This window comes from Agrobacterium sp. D14 (assembly GCF_001526505.1).
GTDB classification, from domain to species: domain Bacteria; phylum Pseudomonadota; class Alphaproteobacteria; order Rhizobiales; family Rhizobiaceae; genus Agrobacterium; species Agrobacterium leguminum.
Map to the genome: position 1 here is coordinate 48,791 of NZ_ASXX01000052.1, position 21,997 is coordinate 70,787.

The 21,997-nt window shown below is 60.2% G+C and carries 16 protein-coding genes, 1 tRNA gene, 1 pseudogene and 1 riboswitch; of the genes and pseudogenes, 10 read left to right on the forward strand and 8 right to left on the reverse strand.

Going from position 1 to position 21,997, the window contains the following annotated elements; genetic code table 11:
- Window positions 1–129: 129 nt before the first annotated feature.
- Window positions 130–2,445: an NADP-dependent malic enzyme gene (locus L901_RS21445; protein ID WP_020809546.1), complete on the forward strand. Its 2,316-nt coding sequence runs from the start codon at window positions 130–132 to the stop codon at window positions 2,443–2,445.
- Between the two features lie 136 nt (window positions 2,446–2,581).
- Window positions 2,582–3,694, forward strand: a complete 1,113-nt coding sequence (locus L901_RS21450; RefSeq protein ID WP_031233649.1) for a DUF2865 domain-containing protein — start codon at window positions 2,582–2,584, stop codon at window positions 3,692–3,694.
- A gap of 194 nt (window positions 3,695–3,888) precedes the next feature.
- Here L901_RS21450 and bluB read toward each other — a convergent pair whose 3' ends face one another.
- Window positions 3,889–4,605, reverse strand: a complete 717-nt coding sequence (bluB, locus tag L901_RS21455; RefSeq protein ID WP_059760139.1) for a 5,6-dimethylbenzimidazole synthase — start codon at window positions 4,603–4,605, stop codon at window positions 3,889–3,891.
- 76 nt (window positions 4,606–4,681) lie between these two features.
- A riboswitch (cobalamin riboswitch) is annotated at window positions 4,682–4,864 on the reverse strand.
- Window positions 4,865–4,928: 64 nt separating this feature from the next.
- Window positions 4,929–5,759, reverse strand: a complete 831-nt coding sequence (locus L901_RS21460; RefSeq protein ID WP_059760141.1) for a TolB family protein — start codon at window positions 5,757–5,759, stop codon at window positions 4,929–4,931.
- Between the two features lie 188 nt (window positions 5,760–5,947).
- Here L901_RS21460 and L901_RS21465 point away from each other — a divergent pair, with 188 nt between their 5' ends.
- A complete protein-coding gene (locus L901_RS21465) occupies window positions 5,948–6,325 on the forward strand; it encodes a glyoxalase superfamily protein (RefSeq protein WP_059760143.1) in 378 nt (125 codons plus the stop codon).
- Window positions 6,326–6,578: 253 nt separating this feature from the next.
- On the opposite strand, the gene L901_RS21470 is transcribed toward L901_RS21465, so the two are convergent.
- The gene (locus L901_RS21470) at window positions 6,579–8,258 is read right to left on the reverse strand and encodes an NAD+ synthase (protein WP_059760145.1); all 1,680 of its coding nucleotides are present in this window, start codon (window positions 8,256–8,258) and stop codon (window positions 6,579–6,581) included.
- A 222-nt stretch (window positions 8,259–8,480) separates the two neighbouring features.
- Between L901_RS21470 and L901_RS21475 the strand changes: the two genes are divergently transcribed.
- From L901_RS21475 to sthA, 3 genes are all read left to right on the forward strand, one after another.
- The gene (locus L901_RS21475; RefSeq protein WP_059760147.1) at window positions 8,481–10,421 is read left to right on the forward strand and encodes an LTA synthase family protein; all 1,941 of its coding nucleotides are present in this window, start codon (window positions 8,481–8,483) and stop codon (window positions 10,419–10,421) included.
- Between the two features lie 118 nt (window positions 10,422–10,539).
- Window positions 10,540–11,073 (forward strand): DUF1003 domain-containing protein, encoded by a 534-nt coding sequence (locus L901_RS21480; RefSeq protein ID WP_031233651.1) that lies wholly within the window; start codon window positions 10,540–10,542, stop codon window positions 11,071–11,073.
- A gap of 753 nt (window positions 11,074–11,826) precedes the next feature.
- Window positions 11,827–13,230, forward strand: coding sequence for a Si-specific NAD(P)(+) transhydrogenase (gene sthA, locus L901_RS21485; RefSeq protein WP_059760458.1), 1,404 nt, complete (start codon window positions 11,827–11,829; stop codon window positions 13,228–13,230).
- A gap of 256 nt (window positions 13,231–13,486) precedes the next feature.
- Here sthA and L901_RS21490 read toward each other — a convergent pair whose 3' ends face one another.
- Window positions 13,487–14,137 (reverse strand): hypothetical protein, encoded by a 651-nt coding sequence (locus tag L901_RS21490; RefSeq protein ID WP_059760148.1) that lies wholly within the window; start codon window positions 14,135–14,137, stop codon window positions 13,487–13,489.
- A 439-nt stretch (window positions 14,138–14,576) separates the two neighbouring features.
- Here L901_RS21490 and L901_RS21495 point away from each other — a divergent pair, with 439 nt between their 5' ends.
- Complete coding sequence (locus L901_RS21495; protein WP_059760150.1) at window positions 14,577–15,566, forward strand: carbon-nitrogen hydrolase family protein; 990 nt, start codon at window positions 14,577–14,579, stop codon at window positions 15,564–15,566.
- Window positions 15,567–15,698: 132 nt separating this feature from the next.
- On the opposite strand, the pseudogene tig reads toward L901_RS21495, so the two are convergent.
- Together tig and L901_RS21505 are read right to left on the reverse strand one after the other, a co-directional pair.
- Window positions 15,699–17,176, reverse strand: a pseudogene (gene tig, locus L901_RS21500) (trigger factor).
- A 240-nt stretch (window positions 17,177–17,416) separates the two neighbouring features.
- Window positions 17,417–17,499 (reverse strand) — tRNA-Leu (locus L901_RS21505).
- A 663-nt stretch (window positions 17,500–18,162) separates the two neighbouring features.
- On the opposite strand from L901_RS21505, the gene L901_RS26620 reads away from it, so the two are divergent.
- The 3 genes from L901_RS26620 to trmFO all read left to right on the forward strand — a co-directional run bounded on the left by L901_RS26620 (window position 18,163) and on the right by trmFO (window position 20,824).
- The gene (locus tag L901_RS26620; RefSeq protein ID WP_004433052.1) at window positions 18,163–18,309 is read left to right on the forward strand and encodes a DUF1127 domain-containing protein; all 147 of its coding nucleotides are present in this window, start codon (window positions 18,163–18,165) and stop codon (window positions 18,307–18,309) included.
- Window positions 18,310–18,789: 480 nt separating this feature from the next.
- Window positions 18,790–18,933 (forward strand): DUF1127 domain-containing protein, encoded by a 144-nt coding sequence (locus tag L901_RS26625; RefSeq protein WP_003495735.1) that lies wholly within the window; start codon window positions 18,790–18,792, stop codon window positions 18,931–18,933.
- Between the two features lie 448 nt (window positions 18,934–19,381).
- Window positions 19,382–20,824: a methylenetetrahydrofolate--tRNA-(uracil(54)-C(5))-methyltransferase (FADH(2)-oxidizing) TrmFO gene (trmFO, locus tag L901_RS21515; RefSeq protein ID WP_059760153.1), complete on the forward strand. Its 1,443-nt coding sequence runs from the start codon at window positions 19,382–19,384 to the stop codon at window positions 20,822–20,824.
- Window positions 20,825–20,830: 6 nt separating this feature from the next.
- Here the strand turns inward: trmFO and L901_RS21520 are convergent, their stop codons facing one another.
- Together L901_RS21520 and L901_RS21525 are read right to left on the reverse strand one after the other, a co-directional pair.
- A complete protein-coding gene (locus L901_RS21520) occupies window positions 20,831–21,433 on the reverse strand; it encodes a TadE/TadG family type IV pilus assembly protein (protein WP_059760155.1) in 603 nt (200 codons plus the stop codon).
- The gene (locus tag L901_RS21525; protein WP_059760156.1) at window positions 21,430–21,996 is read right to left on the reverse strand and encodes a TadE/TadG family type IV pilus assembly protein; all 567 of its coding nucleotides are present in this window, start codon (window positions 21,994–21,996) and stop codon (window positions 21,430–21,432) included. The genes L901_RS21520 and L901_RS21525 overlap by 4 nt, the downstream gene beginning before the upstream one ends.
- Window position 21,997: the final 1 nt, after the last annotated feature.

Genomic DNA, 21,997 nt, shown 5'->3' on the forward strand with positions numbered 1-21,997 from the left:
AAAGCCTTCACGAAAACGCGAATAAGCCATGGCCGCATTTGCATAAGGTGCGGTCAAATAACGGCTGTACCACGGGGAAGTTTGTTGTATTCAGGGGTCCGGAATTGAACCAGACATGACGGTGGAAGAATGACCTCTCACGATAAGAACAACACGCCCGCCAACACGGCAAAGGCCGACATCGAGGAACAGGCGCTCTTTTTCCACCGCTATCCGCGCCCCGGCAAGCTGGAAATCCAGGCCACCAAGCCGCTCGGCAACCAGCGCGATCTGGCGCTGGCCTATTCGCCGGGTGTTGCCGCCCCCTGCCTCGCCATCCATGAAAATCCGGAAACGGCAGCGGAATATACCGCCCGCGCCAACCTCGTCGCCGTCATCTCCAACGGCACGGCGGTGCTCGGCCTCGGCAATATCGGCCCGCTCGCTTCCAAGCCGGTGATGGAAGGCAAGGCCGTCCTCTTCAAGAAATTCGCCGGCATCGACGTTTTCGATATCGAAATCGATGCACCCGGCATCAACGACATGGTCTCCACCATCGCAGCGCTGGAACCCACCTTCGGCGGCATCAACCTTGAGGACATCAAGGCGCCGGAATGTTTCGAGGTGGAACGCCAGCTGCGCGAAAAGATGAATATCCCGGTCTTCCACGATGACCAGCACGGCACCGCTATCATCGTCGCCGCCGCCGTCACCAATGCGCTGGAACTCGCCGGAAAATCGCTCTCGAGCGTCAAGATCGTCGCCTCGGGTGCAGGTGCGGCAGCCCTTGCCTGCCTCAACCTCCTCGTCGCCATGGGCGCGAAGAAAGAAAACATCTGGGTCCACGACATCGAAGGCCTCGTTTATGACGGCCGCAACACGCTGATGGACGAGTGGAAGGAAGTTTACGCCCAAAAGACCGACAAACGCGTCCTGGCCGAAACCATCGACGGCGCGGATGTCTTTCTCGGCCTTTCCGCCGCCGGCGTGCTGAAGCCGGAACTGCTGGAGCGCATGGCGGAAAACCCGCTGATCCTGGCGCTTGCCAACCCCAATCCGGAAATCATGCCGGAAGCGGCGCGTGCGGCCCGACCGGATGCGATGATCTGCACCGGCCGTTCCGATTTCCCGAACCAGGTCAACAACGTTCTCTGCTTCCCCTATATCTTCCGCGGGGCGCTCGATTGCGGCGCAACCACGATCAACGAGGAAATGAAGATGGCCGCCGTGCAGGCCATCGCCGAACTCGCGCGGGAGGAAGTCTCCGAAGTGGCCGCAAAGGCCTATAGCGGCGAAACGCCGGTCTTCGGCCCGAACTACCTCATCCCCTCGCCTTTCGATCCGCGCCTCATCCTGCGCATTGCGCCGGCGGTTGCCCGCGCTGCCGCCGCAAGCGGCGTCGCCGCCCGGCCGATCACCGATTTCGAAGCCTATCTCGATCAGCTCAACCGTTTCGTCTGGCGCTCGGGCTTCATCATGAAGCCGGTCTTCAATGCCGCGAAAGCCGCCGAAAAGAAGCGCATCATCTTTGCCGAAGGCGAAGACGAGCGCGTGCTGCGCGCCGCCCAGGTGCTGCTGGAAGAAGGCACCGGCATCCCGATCCTCATCGGCCGTCCGCAGATTATCGAAACGCGCCTGAAGCGCTTCGGCCTGCGCATCCGCCCGCATACGGATTTCGCCGTGGTCAACCCGGAAGACGATCCGCGCTACCGCGACTATGTCGATGACTATTTCGCCCTTGTCGGCCGCGTCGGCATCAACCCGGAAGCAGCCCGCACCATCGTACGCACCAACACGACCGTCATCGGCGCGCTGTCGGTGAAGCGCGGCGAAGCGGATGCGCTGATCTGCGGCCTCGAAGGCCGTTACGACCGCCATCTGCGCGACGTGAACCAGATCATCGGCAAGCAGGAAGGCGTGCGTTCCTTCGCCGGCCTCAGCCTGCTCATCACCCAGCAGGGCGCGCTGTTCCTGACCGACACTTTCGTGAATTACGACCCGACCTCCGAGGAAGTGGCGGAAATGGCCATTCTCGCGGCCAAGGAAATCCGCCGCTTCGGCATCACGCCGAAGATCGCCCTCGCCAGCCATTCCAATTTCGGTTCGCGCGATTCCGAAAGCGCCCGCAAGATGCGCCGCGCCCTGAAGATCGTGCAGGAAGCCGCACCGGAACTGGAAGTGGATGGCGAAATGCAGGGCGGTTCGGCCCTTTCGGAAGCGCTGCGCAAGCGCGCCATGCCGAACAGCGTGCTGACCGGTGAAGCAAACCTGCTGGTCTTCCCGAACCTCGATGCCGCCAACATCACCCTCGGCGTCACCCGCACCTTGACGGAAGGCCTGCATGTCGGCCCGATCCTGCTCGGCACGGCCCTGCCCGCCCATATCCTGTCGCCCAGCGTCACCTCGCGCGGCGTCGTCAACATGGCGGCCTTTGCCGTCGTGCAGGCCTCGCATCCTTCGGTGTGATAGAGGCCCTATTAACGCAATTTTGAACAGGCTGTTGCCGCCTTGCGGCAACAGCTTATGTTATCTTCCCGAAACACGGATTTCGTGAAGTATAACGCCCCTGCCACCGGCCGGGGACATCGAACGGATCGAACAATTGACCCGCCGCAGCCGCATCATCGGCCTCCTGCTTCCCCTTGTTTTCGTCGCCCCGGCCGCCGCTTTCGCGGATCAGGTCTGCGATATGCTTTATGCGCAATTGCGCGAGCCGCCCCGCGTCATCGGCAATACGGCCGAGGTGCGGCGTTACGCCAATGCGCTCGCCCGCCAGAATATCGTCATCCGCAAGATCAGGAACGACTTGCGCGGCTATGGCTGCTCATCCGGCAGCGTCATCGTCTACGGCAATCCCAATGCCGGTATCTGCGCCGAAATCGGCGATGCGCTGGCGGAAGCAGAAAGCGAGCGCGACGCCATCATCCGTGACCGCGACGACGCCATGGCGGCAGCGCGTAGCGACGACGGCGACATCAGGCGTCAGCGCATTCTTGCCGCCCTCGATGCCAATGGCTGCAACACCCTGCCGCAAACGGAAACGCAATTGCCGCCGCCTCCGGATGTAACGCGTTATCCCGACGCTTTTCGGCAGAATGGCCCGCAGAACGGCGACGAGCCGGGACAGGCGGGGCTTTCGCCCTACCCCAACGCCGCCGAGGGCGGGCTTCGCACACTCTGCGTGCGCACCTGCGACGGCTCGTTTTTCCCCATCGCTTCCAATGCCTCGCCGCTCGATTTCCGCGCCCAGGCGGAGCAGTGCGAGAAAATGTGTCCGGGCACCGAGACGGAGCTTTATTTCCACTCCATGACGGATCAGGAAACCGCCGATATGGTTTCGGCGGAAACAGGCAAACCCTACAGAGAGCTGCCAACCGCCTTCGCTTACAGGAACGCCACAGCAAAAGCGCCGGGCTGCGCCTGCAACATGGCCGCCTATCACAATGAAATGCAAAAGCAGGAAGAGGCCGCCCGGCCGCAGCCCGAAAAACCCTATTCCGGCATCACCACCATTCCATCACCGCAAGGTGACAAGGCTGAAAAACCCACCGAACAGCAACAGGCTGCCAAGCCGCCGGAACAGCCCGTTCCCGAACGCGACTATGACCCGAACGATAGCCGCGTCCGCGTCATAGGCCCGAAATTCCTGCCCGACCAGACGGGCCGGATCGACCTGAAGAACCCGGCATTGAAGGGTATACAGCCGCAGCAGTGACATACATCGCGGAGCGAGCGCGCTCCCCTTGCTTCTTCTCCCCGAGGGGGAGAAGTCCGCGGCAGCGGGATGAGGGGGCGGCGTCAGCGATATTCGGAGAGCTTGCCCCCTCATCCGACCCTTCGGGCCACCTTCTCTCCGGCGGGGAGAAGAAACACGCGGCAACGTCCCGCTTTGTTCACAGGCCTCCGCTTCTACACCCCGCCCCAGCGGTTACGGAACACCAGTTCCTCCAGCGGCACGCGCTGTCGCCAGCCCTTCACCGCCAGTTCCGGCTCGTTATAGAGCGCATCGACACGGCCGAGGCAAAGCCAGGCGACGATTTCGATATGGTCGGGAATATCGAGAATGGTGCGAATGTCGCTATCGTGGAAAATGCTGACCCAGCCGACGCCGATGCCTTCGGCGCGCGCCGCGAGCCAGAGATTCTGGATGGCGCAGACGGTGGAATAGACATCCGTGCGCGGATTGTGGGTGCGGCCCAGCACCACCTTGCCGCCGCGCGTCGGATCGCAGGTGACGCAGATGCTGAGCGGCGCCTTGCGGATGCCTTCAAGCTTGAGACTGCGATAAAGCGCCTGCTGCTCGCCCGTAAACATCGCCGCCGCCTCCTCATTGGCGCGGCTGAAGGCCACGAAGGCCGCCTGACGGATCGCGCCATCGGTGACGAGGGTAAAATTCCACGGCTGCATGAAACCGACAGAGGGTGCGGAATGGGCCGCCTTCAAAAGACGCTCCACCAGATCGTCCGGCAGCGGGTCCGGCAGGAACTGGTCGCGCACGTCACGACGGGTCTCGATGGCGCGGTAAATCGCCTCGCGTTCCTCACAGGAAAACGGGCGGGCGGGCGAGAGCGCGTGATCGAACGAACTGGCGCCGGGCGGATTGCTTACGGACGAATCGGCTGGCATCGTTTATCCCCAACAATGCGAAGACAGGGCGCAAATGCGCACCCCGCCTCGACAACAACCTGCCGCCGTCCGCGCGGTTCGGTCTATCCCGTCAGGCCGGTCTTCTGACTTGGCTTCATCCGCCCTTTTCGCCTTCCCGAATTGCTCCAGTGGCTTTAAAAAAGAACGTCCGCCTCACAGCGCTGGGCACGTTCCGGTCTTTCACCGGATTCCCGATTCTCCCGCCGCAAGGGCAGGCACCTGACAGGCAAGCTATGGGCAAAAAAGTTTGCGGATGCAAGCATCCTGCCGGCGGTGCGGCAATGTGGCCTGCCTCATCCCCATCATTCCACCGGGAAATACCTGACATAAGCGAACTCGTCCCCATCCGGTGACCAGTTGGGCGAATTCATCGTTCCCTGCCCGCCGAAAAGTTCGAACAGCGTCTCGGCATTGCCGCCATCCATATCCATCAGCCGCACCCGCACATCGAGATCGCGCGGATGGTCGAAAACGTCGCCGTCATAGGAAACGAACACCACCTTGTCTCCCCTCGGAGACGGGTGCGGAAACCAGTCGCCATAGGGGCTGTCGGTGATGCGCTCGACGGCTGAGCCATCCACCCGCACGCGCCAGATCTGCATTCGCCCGGTGCGGCTGGAATTGAAATAGATCCACTCACCGTCCGGCGAATAATCCGGCCCGTCATTGCGGCCTTCGCCATGGGTCAGCCGCGTCTCGACGCCGCTTGTTATATCCATCGAATAGATATCGAAGACCTGATCGCGAATGCCGCAATAGGCAAAACCTTTCTCATCCGGCGACCAGCCATGCCAGTAAGAGGGAAGATTTTTCGTCATCAGCCGCGGCGCACCGCCCGCCGAGGCCATGAGATAAATGGCGCTCTTGCCGAATTCCACCTTGTCGGAAATGGCGTAGAGCGAACCATCCGGCGAAATGCCGTGATCGTTGTTGCAGAGCGTCGCAAAGCCGGTATCGACCTTTTGCGGCGAAATATCACCGGCAAGAGACAGGCGGTAAAGCAGCCCTTCGCTGTTCAGCAGCAGGTATTTTCCATCCGGCGACCAGTTCGGCGCTTCAAAAAGATCAGGCGTCTGCCACACCACCCGCATCTGCCGGGTGCGGATGTTGAAGATTTCGATGGAGCTGCGCATTCTGCCTCCCGGGCGTGTCGGTGTCTCGTTCAAAGCGCCCGGTGCAGACATTCCGTTTGCATCCGCCATCGCCTCGATTATGATCCTAGGGCGGCAGGCACCGTCCTGCAAATTCAAACCAGAAAAAACGCCAGCGCTCCGGCACCGTCCGCGACCTTTGCCGTTTCTCCCAGATCCGAGGTTCCGCGATGAATACCATCGCCGATCACGGCATCCGCTTCGGCCGGATCGCCGCAATGCTTCCTGTCAAAAACATCGAAAAGGCCCATGATTTTTACGTTGGCGTGCTGGGCTTCGAAAAGACCTTCGAAAACGGCAACCCTGTCGGCTTCATGATCCTCAAACAGGGCAATGCCGAGCTGCACCTGACATTGCAGCCCGCACACAAGGCAGCACCCTTCAATGTGGCGCATATGATGGTGAGCGATGTGGACGCGCTGCATGCGCTCTGCAAGAGCCAGGGCTTGCGCATCATCAAGGGCCTGCAGGACAAGGATTACGGTCTCAGGGCCTTTGTGTTTGAGGACCCGGATGGCAACCGCATCGATGTGGGACAAGTTATTTAAGGTAAGTGAACGGCGCGGGGTTTTCTCCGCGCCGCTTGCTTAAACACGAAGGCTTGTTGTGGAACGAGCGCATGCCGCTTGTTTCTTCTCCCCGCGGGGGAGAAGTCCGCGGCAGCGGGATGAGGGGGCGACGTCAGCGATAGACCGAGAGGTTGCCCCCTCATCCGACCCTTCGGGCCACCTTCTCCCCGGCGGGGAGAAGAAACGCACGGCAACGCCGGGCAAAGCATCCGCTACCCGCGCCTTCCTTCAATCATCGATCCCGGAACCGGTTGGTGATCGGATAACGCCTGTCACGCCCAAAGTTCTTCTTGGTGATCTTCACACCCGGCGCCGATTGCCGGCGCTTGTATTCGGCGAGATAGAGCAGATGCTCCACCCGGTGCACCGTCGCCACATCATGGCCACGAGCCAGAATTTCCTCAACCGACATTTCCTTCTCGACGAGGCATTCCAGAATATCGTCCAGCACCGGATAGGGCGGCAGCGAATCCTGGTCGGTCTGGTTGGGGCGCAATTCGGCCGAGGGGGCCTTGGAAATGATATTGGCCGGGATCACCTCACCGGAAGGGCCGAGCGCGCCCGGCGGCACATGGGCATTGCGCCAGCTGGAAATGGCATAGACCTGCATCTTGTAGAGGTCCTTGATGGGGTTGAAACCGCCATTCATGTCGCCGTAGAGCGTGGCATAACCCACCGACATTTCCGACTTGTTGCCCGTCGTCACCACCATGGAGCCGAACTTGTTCGAGACGGCCATCAAGATGGTGCCGCGCGTGCGGCTCTGCAGGTTTTCCTCGGTAATGCCCTCTTCCGTGCCCTCGAAGAGATCGGAAAGCGCCGAGAGGAATCCTTCCACCGGCTCTGAAATCGGCACGATATCGTAACGGCAGCCCAGCGCCTTGGCGCAATCGGCCGCATCCTTCAGCGATTCCTCCGAAGTATAGCGGTAAGGCAGCATGATGCAGCGCACCCGCTCCTCGCCCAGCGCATCGACGGCAAGGGCGGCACAGATCGCCGAATCGATGCCGCCGGAAAGGCCGAGAACCACGCTCTTGAAGCCGTTCTTGTTGACGTAATCGCGAAAGCCCAGCATGCAGGCGCGGTAATCCGCCTCCTCGCCTTCGGGAATCTTCGAGAAAGGTCCGCTATCGCAATGCCAGCCGTCTGCCGTGCGTTTCCAGTCGGTGACGGCAAGTGTGGCCTCGAACTGACTCATCTGGAAGGCGAGCGTTTTGTCGGCATTGAAGCCGAAGCTCGCGCCGTCGAACACCAGCTCATCCTGCCCACCCAACTGGTTGGCGAAAACGAGCGGCAGGCCGCTTTCAATCACCTGCCGCAGCGCCACCTGATGGCGCACATCCAGCTTGCCGCGATAATAGGGCGAACCGTTCGGCACCAGCAGGATTTCCGCCCCGCTTTCGGCAAGCGTCTCGCAGACACCCATATCGTTCCAGATTTCCTCGCAGATCGGAATGCCGATCCTGACCCCACGGAAATTATAGGGACCGGAAATCGAGCCTTCGGAGAAAACCCGCTTCTCGTCGAACTCGCCGTAATTCGGCAGGTCGATCTTGTCGCGCAGCGCGATGATCTTGCCGCCATCCAGAAGCGCCACGGAATTGTGCCGGCCCGTCTCGCCCTGTCGCGGAAAACCGATGACGATGCCCGGTCCGCCATCGGCGGTTTCCGCCGCCAGCTCTTCCACGGCTTTCAGGCATGCTTTCAGGAAAGCCGGTTTCAGCACCAGGTCTTCCGGCGGGTAGCCGGATATGAACAGCTCCGTCAGGAGCAGAAGATCGGCGCCCTGCGTCGCCGCATCGGCCCTTGCCTCGCGCGCCTTGGCGAGATTGCCCGCCACGTCGCCAACGGTGGGATTGAACTGCCCGACGGCAATCCGGAGATGGTTCTGGATATCGTGTCTGTCGCTCATGGCTTTTCAATACCGCGCCCGTGGCCGCTCCGCAACGCGGCAATTGCATGGCGGCGTCCGTTACGCTTCGGCCGCGCGCGTTCACGCTAAGGTTATCGCCGCACCGGCCAGACTCTTCAAAGTTCATGTCGCGTTCATCGCGCTTATGTGACAGTTACATGACACTTTTGCGACACCCGATTCACCTCCCCGGATCGGCCGTGCCGCCTGCAATACCGGAGTATGGGTTTGAGAGATTCGGCGCCAAAAACAACGGCTTCCGAAAAGGCTGGTTTCGTCTTTTCGCCTGCATGGACAAGGAGCCTTTCCAAGCTTTCGGGCATCGCCTATCCGCTTGCCAATCTGACGGTCGCGTCCGTCGTGCTGGTCGTGGCGCTGGAGTGGATCGCCCGCGGTTCGCTCACGGATGTCGGCGCTTTCCTCACCTCCTCCGCCCGCCCCGGCATGACCACCATTGCCGCCGTGCTCGCCCTTCTCGTGGCGCTGGATGCACTTCTTGGCAGGCGTTACCTGTCGCTGATCGCGCTTGCGCCGCTCTGCGCGCTGACGGGGCTGATTTCGGCACAGAAACAGACCTATCTTTCCGATCCGCTTTATCCATCCGACCTGCTGTTCGGCCGGCAGATTCTTGAGCTTCTGCCGACCATGCTGAAGGCCCAGCCGATGACGGCAGCCCTCGTCGCCCTCGGCATCTGCGCCACGATTGCCGCTCTCGCAGCGCTGTGGCTGCTGGCGCGCCGCCATTCACCGGGCTTGAGCTGGCGCGAACGCGCCGCCGGTCTCGCGATGGCGCTGCCGCTTCTTGCGGGGCTCGCCTCACTGATGGACTATTCGCATTATTCCTGGGTGCGCGATCGCCTCAACATCATTCCCATGATGTGGGATCAGCAGGAAAATTACCGCCATAACGGCTTCCTGATGGCCTTCGCCTTCAATATTCCGATGGCCAATGTCTCGGCGCCGCAGGGTTACGGCGAAAACAGCATTGCCGACCTGACCGCGGAACCCACCGCCTTCGCCGCCAACAAGGGCGATTACCCCGATGTCATCATGCTGATGAGCGAGTCGCTGTGGGATCCGACGCGGCTGGAAAATGTGAGCCTCTCCGCCGATCCCATGCCGACGATCCGCGCCAAACAGTCCGGCAATGTCTTTTCCCCGGAATTCGGCGGCATGACGGCGAATGTGGAATTCGAGGCGCTGACCGGCTTTTCCAACGCCTTCCTGCCCTATGGCAGCATTCCCTATCAGCAATATATCCGCCGCCCGGTGCCCTCGCTCGCCAGCTTCTTCCGGGGCGAAGGTTATTCCGCCATCGCCATGCATCCGTTCCAGGAATGGTTCTGGAACCGCAAGCAGGTCTACAGGAATTTCGGCTTCGAGGAATTCCGCTCCGAAGAGACGCTGCCGGCCATGGAAAAACGCGGCAACTTCGCCTCCGACGATGCGCTGATGGACGAGATCATGGCGACGGCCGAAAAGGCACAGAACCCGCTGTTCCTCTTCGCCGTCACCCTTCAGGGACATGGTCCCTATGAAGCAACCCGTTACGCCGAGAACACCATCGGCGTCGAAGGCGATCTCTCCGCCTCGGCCTCGCAGGCGCTCGCCACCTATTCGCAAGGGGTGGCGGAAGCCGATGAAGCGCTGCTGAAACTGATGCGCTGGGCGAAGAAGCGTGACCGTGAAACTATCGTCGTCCTGTTCGGCGACCATCTGCCGCCGCTCGGCCAGACCTTCGTGGAAAGCGGCTACATGCCGGGCATGGTGGCCAGCCGCCGCGCGCCGCTGGAGGTGATGAAGAAGGAACACGAGACGCCGCTCGTCGTCTGGTCCTCAAAGAAGGGCGTGCGCAAGAATATCGGCACCATCAGCCCGGCGCTTTTGCCCTATCACGTGCTGAAAACGGCGGGCTTCTCCGATCCCTTCTATACCGGCACGCTTGGCGAAGTGCAGCAGGCCTTTTCCGTCATCGACCGGCATATGCTGGTGACGACCGACGGCAAGGCCCTGCCCGACTGGTCTATAGCGCCCAATGCCGTTCCCGACGTGGTGCGCGATTACCGCCTGCTGCAATTCGACATGATGTTCGGCCAGCAATATGGCCGCGAGCGCTTCTTCCCCGGTTTCAACTGGCTGCACGAGGGCGCGCCATCGGTCTGATGTTTTTTCGGCGGGGACGCCTGAACCGCATGGCGGTGGAAATCGTTTGAATTCCACCGCCATGCGGGTTTATCTCGGGATAATATCCGCATCGCCCCATCAGAACCGGAGACACACCGTGTCAGATATCTCCGACTATATCGTTTCGCATTTCAAGCGTTCCTCTCGCGAAATCGGCGAAGTGGAGCGGCGCATTCTGGAACTGTCGCACCAGAAGAAGCTGGTTTCGAGCGACACCAATGCGGAATTTTCCGCTGGCGCCAGTTTCGGCGACAGGCTGGCCGACAATATCGCCAAGGTCGGCGGCTCCTGGGGTTTCATCCTCGGTTTCTGCTTTTTCCTGATCTTCTGGGCTATCATCAACACCATCATCCTGACGACCGGCGCTTTCGATCCCTACCCCTTCATCTTCCTCAACCTGCTGCTCTCCATGCTGGCGGCCATTCAGGCGCCGATCATCATGATGTCGCAGAACCGCCAGGCCGCCCGCGACCGTTTCGAGGCCGCCAAGGATTATGAGGTGAACCTAAAGGCCGAGCTTGAGGTTCTGTCCCTGCATGAAAAGATCGATGTGAAGGTGCTGGCCGAACTGGCCGCGCTCCGTCAGGACCTTGCAGCACTTCACCGCCATGTCACCCGCAAGGAAGACTGACGCCGGAAAATTCATCCCCGTTTTTCCCCACCCCGCGACGCGCTGTTAGATTAAACGCAGTCCCGCCGGGTGGACGCCAGACGTGGCGGAAACCGAGGGACGGTCCTGGTGGTGGAACGCTGGCAACGTTCGTGGAAAGGACCATTTCGCAAAAGGCGGTGCACCGCCGCTTGCGAAATACGGCATGGTGAAAGACCCGGCTGCGCAACGCATCCGACCCACACCGACCTCAACCAAAGCGCAGCCGGGCAATCGCCCGACGCACGCTGAGTATCCCCGACCGGCGACGCTGGGCGGGATGAAGCTGTTGGGTTTTGGGCGTTTTCAGGAAAAGTCGACCGAAGTGCGTGGGGCTTACCCCCCTCTGCCCTGCCGGGCATCTCCCCCTCAAGGGGGGAGATCGGCAGGAGGCGCGACCACCACTTCATTCGCAAATGTAGAGATGGGCGAAACCTGCCCGCGAGTCGATCTCCCCCCTTGAGGGGGAGATGCCCGGCAGGGCAGAGGGGGGTAAGCCCCACGCACCTCCTCCCTCCATGAATCGCACAACCTCCTGAAACCTCACCCCCAGTTACGAATCCGTCAGATTCTTACGCTACAGATTGACGCAGGCGTTTGTTGCATTGCACTCTTGCGGGCAAGGCTGAAGGGGAATCACTCCCCATCGTCAAAATGGCATCACGACCATTTCGCGGCGACGCCATGCCGGATGCGACATCCGGTCATCGCAATAATTCTGTTCCGGGGTTTTTCATGCACCAGTTCGATCTGATTGTTGTCGGCAGCGGTCCGGCGGGAAGACGGGCCGCCATTCAGGCCGCCAAGCTCGAAAAGAAGGTTCTGGTCATCGAGAAGGGCAGCCGCGTCGGCGGCGTTTCCGTGCACACCGGCACCATTCCATCGAAGACCCTGCGCGAGACGGCGCTCAATCTCACCGGCTGGCGCGAGCGCGGTTTTTACGGCCGCGCCTATCGCGTCAAGCAGGAGATCGATGCGGAAGACCTGCGCCGCCGCCTGCTCATCACGCTGGATCACGAAGTGGAAGTGCTGGAACACCAGTTTGCCCGCAACCGCGTGCAGCACATTCGCGGCACCGCGAGCTTCATCGACGCCAACACCATGAAGGTGGTGAAGAGCGACGGCGAGATCATGACCGTGACGGGCACCTCCATCCTGCTGACCATCGGCACCCGCCCCTACCGGCCGCCGCATATTCCCTTCGATGGCGAGGCCGTGCTCGATTCGGACGAGATTCTCGAGATCAAGGAACTGCCGCGCTCCATGGTCGTGGTCGGCGCCGGCGTCATCGGCATCGAATATGCCACCATTTTCAGCGCGCTCGATACGCAGGTGACGGTGGTGGAGCCGCGCGAAACCATGCTGGAATTCATCGACAAGGAAATCGTCGAGGACTTCACCTATCAGCTGCGCGACCGCAACATGAAGCTGATCTTCGGCCAGAAGGCGGAAAAGGTGGAGCGCGACGAAAGCGGCAAATGCCTCGTCTCACTCGGCAATGGCCGCGTGCTGAAGGCCGAGACGGTGCTGTTTGCCGCCGGCCGCGTCGGCGCCACCGATACGCTCAATCTTTCGGCCTGCGGACTGGAGGCCGACAGCCGTGGTCGGCTGAAGGTCGATCCCGAGACCTTCCAGACCTCGGTGCCGAACATCTATGCCGCCGGCGACATCATCGGTTTCCCGAGCCTTGCCTCCACCTCAATGGAACAGGGCCGCATCGCCGCCCGCCACGCCGTCGGCGCACCGGCCGGCGAACCGCCGCAATTCTTCCCCTATGGCATCTATGCCGTCCCGGAAATCTCCACCTGCGGCCTGACGGAAGAAGAAGTCATCGAACGCGGCATTCCCTATGAATGCGGCATCGCCCATTTCCGCGAAACCTCGCGCGGCCACATCATGGGTCTCGACAGCGGGCTGTTGAAGATGATCTTCTCGCTCAAAACCCGCCGCCTGCTCGGCGTCCACATCGTCGGCGAAGGCGCGACCGAACTGGTGCATATCGGCCAGGCGGTGCTGAATCTCAAAGGCACGGTGGAATACTTCGTCGAGAATACGTTCAACTATCCCACACTTGCCGAGGCTTACAAGATTGCCGGGCTGGATGCGTGGAACCGCATGGGTGAGATCAAGAAGGATTGAGGTTGCACGGGGGCGGCTTTTGAGACGGCGGAGTTGCCGTAATCGGCCTTTTGAGAAAGCATAGTATCCCCGCCCCGTCATCCCGGCCTTGAGCCGGGATCCAGCGCGATCAAGTCTTTGATAGCGAAAGACTCTTTCACGGCGCAGACTCGCCGTGACTGGATGCCGGGTCAAGCCCGGCATGACGGAGGAAAGGTTTTCGCCCCTAAAGAGACTTTCTCACCTGCGAACTAACCGTATACAGCCAGCCCGCCCCTCACCACCGAATACTATACCGCGCACTCACCCCCGGCCGGAAATGATCCGCATAGCCCTGATCGAGCGTCCCCCGCACAGTCAGGTGATCGCCCAATTTCTGCTCCACCGCCACGCCGCTGCTGAACTCGTTGAAACTATTGCGGCTCGCCCCCGTCAGCACAAAAGCCGTGCCGGTTTCGGACCGAGAAAGGCGCAGCGACTGCGACACATCCAGCCCGTCCCATTGCTGCGCCGTGCCGTCATAACGCACGGTGAAATTGCGGTTCGCCTCGATATCCAGCTCCGGCGTAACGATGCGCTTCTGCTGCGAGGTCACGGAAACGCTGCTCGATCCCGTCAGCGCATTGAAGATGACGCCGACATCACGGGCCAGGAAAACGCCGGGCAACTGTTCGGCCAGCAGCGTGACATTACCCCATACCCGCACCGGTGTATCCACCACCTGCCCCGTTTTGGAAGCGCTCATGCCCATTTCCAGCCCCGCGCGAATGGGCGTATCGACCGGCAGTTTCGCGCCGATGCGCGCTGTATAGGAACGATCGGAATTCTTGACCGGCTTCCAGATCAGCCCGGCCTCATCGGCATGGGCCGCGGTACCAGTGGCGGTAAAAAGAGACAACAGAAGGGTAAAACCCATTCGTGGCGACATATCTTGTCCCCTGGCAAATTAAGGGCGCACCGGGAGAACCCGGCAGGCACGGTAAAAGCTTAAGGCCAATGGTTTGGCAGCGATAAGGCCGCACGAGAGCGACACACAATGCCCGAACGACCGCATGCAGCGGCCGGAGCAAATCATGCTGCGCAGGGTGCCAGATGAACGGGAGATGAACAAGAGCAGATGCAGCAAAAAATCATGCTGCACTGCATTGTGATCGGGAAGCTTCCCATGAGCGGTGCGCCGACCGCTTGACGAATCGGCTTTTTCCAACGGATATTTATCCCCGCGTAGCCTGCGCCTAACCTCCACGACCTTCCCCAGCAGGGTCTTCAATGGAGGCAAAGGGACCATTGTCTCAGGCAATTGTCTTGGTCCGATCGTTTCGGGCGGGTTGCTGGGGAACTGCGTCCGGGACGTGAAAGGCCTGACAATGACGCAAAATAGCAATCTAAAACGGCGTGTAAGAGCGCGCGCAGCCAAAACCGGCGAATCTTATACAGCCGCTCTCCAGCATATTCGCAGAGTACCGGACGCTCCTTTGAGCAACTCAATACGAGTGGCGGTCGCGCAGACATCCTTGTTCAACGACCCTCGTGACGTCTCCGCCCTAAAAACCTGCGGACAGGAAATACGCCTTCTCATGGACGATGCCCATAAGGCTGGCGCTCGTCTCATACATTTCCCTGAAGGGGCGACGTGCTGGCCTCATAAACGGATCATGTCAGAGACGGGTCCGGGGCAAATCGGACCATCCGACTGGACACGCTTTGAATGGGAAACTCTGCGCGAAGAACTGGAGGCGATCAGAAAACTGGCGCGCAAGCTGAAGCTTTGGACAGTTCTGGGTGCGGTCCATCGACTGACACCGCCGCACCGCCCATATAACAGCCTGTATGTCGTCTCCGATCGTGGGAAGCTCGTCACCCGCTACGATGAGCGTCTATTGTCGAAAACCAAAATCTCGTTCATGTACTCACCGGGACATATTCCGGTGACGTTCGAAGTCGATGGCTTCCGTTTCGGTTGCGCGCTTGGCATGGAAGCGCACTATCCGGAAATATTCATGGAATATGAGAAGCTGAATGTCGATTGCATGCTGTTTTCGACCGCAGGCGAAGATGCTTCCAATGCCCCTGCGTTTGCCGCCGAGATATTGGGACATGCAGCGAGCAACACCTATTGGGTCAGCTATTCAACCCTTGCCGCCCAGAGCCCCTGCGCGCCTTCCGGAATCGCAGCACCGGATGGTCAATGGGTGGCGCAATGCCCGATGAACGGTTTACCAGCTATCGCGCTCGCAGATGTCATCATAGATCGCGAACATCCCGCGCGACCATGGCGCAGAAAAGCTCGCACCGATCTCTACGCCCCTCATCAGGTGGATAACGATCCGAGAAGCGACGGCCGGAAGGAGTTCTAGCATAGCGGCCAGTGGCGATGATTACGCCGCTGGCCAACCGGTTCAAGGCCGACCACATCGCATCCTGAATCAAACAAAAAGGCCGCAGCTTGCGCCACGGCCCCTTGTTCAATCAGCTTGCACTGAAGAAGATTATTCGGCGTCGCCTTCAGCGGCCTTCTTCTTGGCCGGAGCCTTCTTCTTCGGAGCGGCTTCTTCGCCTTCAGCGGCGTCGTCAGCCTTGGCGGCAGCCTTTTTCTTGGCTGGGGCCTTCTTCTTGGTTTCCGTTGCTTCTTCGGCGTCGTCAGCCAGAAGCTCTTCCTTGGAAACGGTCTTGTCCGTTACCGAGATTTCGGAGAGCAGCTTGTCGATGACCTTTTCTTCGAAGATCGGAGCGCGCAGCGAAGCGGAAGCGCCGGGGGTGTTGCGGAAGAAATCGAGGATTTCCTTCTGCTGGCCCGGGAACTGCTGCAGCTGCTGGAACAGCGCGCGCTGCATTTCTTCTTCGGTCACTTCGACGCCGGCCTTTTCGCCGATTTCGGAGAGAACGAGGCCGAGACGGACGCGGCGTTCAGCCAGCTTGCGATATTCTTCGCGGGCTTCTTCTTCGGTCGTGTCTTCGTCAGCGAAGGTCTTGCCCGACTGTGCGAGATCGGTGTTGATCTGACGCCAGATGTTGTCGAACTCGGCGTCGACGAGGCCAGCCGGCGTGTCGAACTTGTACATCTCATCGAGCTGGTCGAGAATCTGACGCTTGACCTTCTGGCGGGTGATGTTGCCGTACTGGCTTTCGATCTGGCCCTTGACGATTTCCTTCAGCTTTTCAGCCGATTCGAGACCGAGCTTGGTGGCCAGTTCGTCGTTGATTTCAACAGCAGCGGCAGCAGCGACTTCCTTGACGGTGATGTCAAAGTTGGCGTCCTTGCCAGCAAGGTTCGCAGCCGGGTAATCGGCCGGGAAGGTCACGGTGATGGTCTTTTCATCGCCAGCCTTGACGCCGACCAGCTGGTCTTCGAAGCCGGGGATGAAGCGGCCCGAACCGAGAACCAGTTCGGCATCTTCGGCAGCGCCGCCATCGAAGGCAACGCCGTCAACCTTGCCGAGATAGTTCATGGTGACGCGGTCGCCGTCAGCGGCCTTGCCCTTCTTGGTCTCGTAGGTGCGGGCGCTTTCGGCGATCTTGGGATCTGCTCGTTGATTTCGTCTTCGGAGACTTCAACGACTTCGCGGGTAACCTTGATGCCGTCATTGGCCTTCAGTTCGATGGCCGGAATGATTTCGTAGGCAACGGTGAATTCGAAATCGGATTCGGCCGACAGAATCTTTTCGGCTTCCTGCTCGTCTTCGGTCATTGAGATGGCCGGCTGCGTCGCAGACTTTTCGCCGCGGCTGGAGAGGATTTCGGTCGGCTTTTCACGAACCAGCTCGTTGACGAGGTCGGCCATGATGGACTTGCCGTACATCTTCTTCAGGTGGCCCATCGGCACCTTGCCGGGACGGAAACCGTTGATGCGAACCTTGTCCTTGGCGTCAACCAGGCGCTCGTCCAGACGAGCCTTCATGTCGGCGGCCGGAATAACGACCTTGAGTTCGCGCTTCAGCCCTTCAGCGAGCGTTTCGATAACCTGCATTTTCCTAACCTTCACATCATGGCGGCGGTGCTCAGACAGCCGTTGGTTTACTTTCGAGCACTGCGCCGGAAACATCGTTCCCCGGCCGTGGCTTCCCTTATTTCTTTACACAAGCGCCTGCCGGACACCATTTAGCCTGCACCGGAGAAAAAGACCAAAGGGGAGAAATGAACCCCGAAGCTCCCCGCATCTTATAAAGATGCACTCTGGCGCAAGCGTGGCGCAGCCATGCCTTGCTTGTGGTGCGGGTAGAGAGACTCGAACTCCCACGCCGAAGCGTTGGTACCTAAAACCAATGCGTCTACCAATTCCGCCATACCCGCACGTTGGGCGGCGGTATGTCACAATGTTCAGAAAGGGTCAAGCACGCCTTATCGCCGCCTTTCGTTTCCTCCGGACTTTTCTCATCCCCGCGCCGGTGGCAGGAGCCGGCCGCGCTCTCCGCTTATTCGCCACCCGCGCCGGGGAACAGGGCGCAACAGCCGGACAGAGGCGATTTGGCGCGGAAAACGGCAAGCCGTACCGCATCCGCCTCTCATCGCCTTCCCGCACCACCTCGCCCGGCGCATCGCATGCAGGCAGGCGGAGAAAACAGGCAATATTTATGCGGCTACATTGACATTATATATAGCGCGCGCCGCAGCCCAGTTCCCGGATTGCCGGCCCCTGCTTCAGATCAGCAATTGAGGGGGCTTCCGCACCCTGCCCCGCCCCTTATCCGGTCATCCCTCACACCTTCGCACTGCCGAACCCCTGGTGATCACCAAAAGCACACAAATTGGTCACAAATTATGCATGAATCGCCGCAATCGGCCTGTTTTACCGGCTTGCATTGCAATACGTGCATAGGTGGCATCTTGCTTTGTCTGTTTTTGTTTTGATTAAACCGATTATATTCATGGTCATACAGAGATCGAGTTCAGCCCCGGACCAAAGCCTCCCAAGACTGGCCGCAGAGACTGAACATCACGAAGAGGAAGATGAAAATGAACATTGCACGCTCGCTCACCAACTGGCGCAAGTATCGTCAGACCGTAACCGAACTCGGCCGCATGACCGACCGCGAACTGAGTGACCTCGGCATTGGCCGTCAGGACATCCGCCGCGTCGCCAAGACCGCCGTCGGCTTCTGATTATACGCCCCGCCGCTTCTTGCGGCGGATGCGAGACGACCGACCCAAAAAGGCCTGAGGCTCCCGCCTCCGGCCTTTTTTCGTTTTGGGCGGTTCTCCGGGTCGAAGCGGCATTGCCTTAGCCGCTCGCGGGGTCGGCAGATGAAAAATGCATCGATGGCCGACCATTTATGCAGCGTCCGGATAGCGTCCGAGCCCCTCCCGACGCACCTTTTCACGCTGGAAAGCGCCTTTAGCGCCGCCAAAGGCTGCCAAACCCGTCAAAACCGCCTGAAACACAGGCATTTCCGCTCATATTTTGCTCAGATGATATTCAAAGCCACAAATTTAGCCGACATAGTGCACAAATGCATGGCAGTAGCTTAAATTCTGCACTGCACAACATGGCTCAATGTCTATATATAAACCTCAACAGCCGAGAGCACAGAGAAACACTGAGCCGGCAGACGAAATCAACAGAGATAGATTGAGGAAACGACCATGAACCCCATCCGCATCGCAAAGAACTGGATCTCCTACCGCCGCACGATCAACGAACTTGGCAGCCTTTCCAACCAGGCTCTGAGCGATATCGGCCTGACCCGTTACGACATCCGTAACGTAGCAGCCCGTTCGTTCCGCTAAGGCGTAAACGATCGTCCCGCTGCCCGACCTCCAGGGCGCGACGATTGAGCGACAGGTAAAAAAAGCGGCGCCTCTGGCGCCGTTTTTGATTCTGGGGTTTGGCTGGAGGAACCAGCCTTTGGAAAGGCGCCCGGCATCGCGGCATATTTCTTCTCCCCGCCGGGGAGAAGGTGGCCCGAAGGGTCGGATGAGGGGCGACGCCAGCGATAGACCGCACCCTCGCCCCCTCATCCCGCTACCGCGACCTTCTCCCCGGCGGGGAGAAGAAACAAGCGGCACCCGCCCGCTCCACATCCCCTCCCTCACATCCCCCACCCTCAAAAACATTTGGCTGCTCCGGCCATGCATGCTAGTGCATCCGCAAACAATGCCGCGTCCTTCGGGACCCGTGCGGAACAATCACTCGAAAGACAGCCGCCGGACGGGAGCCTTTGCCCCACGGCCGCCCATGGACGCCAGCATGCAAGACAAGACCACTTCTCCCATTCACGTCGTGGGCGGCGGACTGGCCGGTTCGGAAGCCGCGTGGCAGATCGCGCAAAGCGGTGTGCCCGTCATCCTGCATGAAATGCGCGGCGTGCGCGGCACGGATGCGCATAAGGGCGATACGCTGGCGGAGCTGGTCTGTTCCAACTCCTTCCGCTCCGACGATGCGACGGCCAATGCGGTCGGCGTCATCCACGCTGAAATGCGGCTTGCCGGCTCTCTCATCATGGCCTGCGCCGACAGACATCAGGTGCCGGCCGGCGGCGCGCTTGCCGTCGATCGCGATGGGTTCTCCGAGGCCGTGACGAAAGAGCTGGAAAGTCACCCGCTGGTGACGATCGTGCGCGAAGAGGTGAACGGTCTGCCGCCGAAGGAATGGGGCAACTCGATCATCGCCACCGGCCCGCTGACATCACCGGATCTTGCTGCCGCCATTCAGGCAGAGACGGGTGAGAATGCGCTGGCCTTCTTCGACGCCATCGCTCCCATCGTGCACCGCGACAGCATCAATATGGATATCTGCTGGTACCAGTCGCGTTACGACAAGGTCGGCCCCGGCGGCACCGGCAAGGATTACATCAACTGCCCGCTGAACGAGGAGCAGTATAACGCCTTCATCGACGCGCTGATCGCCGGCGACACGGTCGGTTTCAAGGAGTGGGAAGGCACGCCCTATTTCGACGGCTGCCTGCCTATCGAGATCATGGCCGAGCGCGGCCGCGAGACGCTGCGCCACGGCCCGATGAAGCCGATGGGACTGACCAACGCCCATAACCCCACCGTCAAGGCCTATGCTGTCGTGCAGTTGCGACAGGACAACGCGCTCGGCACGCTCTATAACATGGTCGGTTTCCAGACCAAGCTGAAATACGGTGTGCAGGCGGATGTATTCCGCATGATACCCGGCCTCGAAAATGCGGAATTCGCCCGCCTCGGCGGCCTGCACCGCAACACCTATATCGATTCCCCGATCCTGCTCGACCGCTCGCTGAAGCTGAAGTCCCGGCCGGACCTGCGTTTCGCCGGCCAGATCACCGGCTGCGAAGGTTATGTGGAAAGCGCCTCCGTCGGCCTTCTCGCCGGCCGCTTCGCCGCCGCCGAACAGAAGGGCGAGGCCCCGAGCCTGCCGCCGGCCACCACCGCGCTCGGCTCGCTCCTCAACCACATCACCGGCGGCCACCTTTCCTCCGATGATGAGCCGGGCAAACGCTCCTTCCAGCCGATGAACATCAATTTCGGCCTCTTCCCGGAACTGGCGCCGGGCTCCATCGTCAAGCCGGAAGGCGTCAAGCGTTTTCGCGGCAAGGACAAGACGATCATGAAACGCCAGCTCATTGCAGCGCGAGCATTGCGCGATTGTGCGGCGTGGCTTGGTGAAAGCCAGGTCGCGACGGAGGCTGTCTGAGGCCGATCAGTTTGCTTTGAACGGCGAGCGCTTGAGGTTCCATTTTGCGAAATCCGATTTGCCGCTCTGGTAAGGATATCGCTGGGAAAAGAACGGGTTGACCGCCGCGACATATTCGAATTTGAGCGTGATATCGGCCACCAAAGCGATCAGAGGCCGATAGCTGTACCGCCCAGAGACAACAATGATTGCTTCCTGAGCAACGAAACCGTTGGCAATCACGGTTTTTTCCCATGGCACATCTTCGGCAGATCCCAGAAAATTGTGGGCGGGAAATTGCAGCCGGGCGACCTTATCCACCAGTTTGACGCTTCTCAGCGTCAGGTCGAGTTTGCCCGTCTGGAGAATGCCGCTGCCGGAAAGGACGACGAAACTCGGAACCCCCGTGCGCACCCGTTCCTCGAATTCGGGGAATCTTGCCGCCCAGCGCGCTGAATTGTCGACTATCGTCATGAACCGGTCATAGCTCAGCCAACCCCGCCCGACCTCAATGATCACTGCAAGCATAAGGACGAGCAGCGGCGCCAAAAGCCCCATTTCCACCGCCGCAGCACCAGAACGGCAACGGCCGAAACCAGCAAGACGCAAAAACCATGTCGCCTTTTTCATTCCGTCACCCGCACAGCAGTGATGGCCAGGGAAATGTTGCGCAACTGATGAATGCCGCCCGTGTCCGGCACGAGGAAACGCGTCGTCGGCATCAAAAAATTCCAGTTGTAACCGATGGCCAGAATGTACTGCCCGGCGGTATCGGCGGGCGGGCGAAAATCGTTCACGATTGGTATGGGCACTTTGGCTTCGGCAATATCGTCGTCGGGGATCGGCAAAAGGGCAATCTTGAGATTGGTTTCGTCCGTCCCTCCAATGAAATGGGAGGCGATTGCCTTGCGCAACGCAATCTCGGTCGCCGGTTTACCGTCCGCCGTCGCCTTGCGGAGATATTCAATACCCGCATTCGATGCGAACGAGAGATAGAGGTAATAGAGCATCAGCAGGCCGATTTCGAGCGTCCCGAAAATCAGCGCAAAAAACAGCGGCAACAGCAGCGCCGTCTCGACCGCCGTTGCTGCCTTTCGGTCGCCAAATAGCCGGTAACAGGCGGCATGCGCGAACAGGCATCTGCGCAGGCGACCACGGCTTTTATCCTGACGCGGGAAAAGTAAGGACTTCACC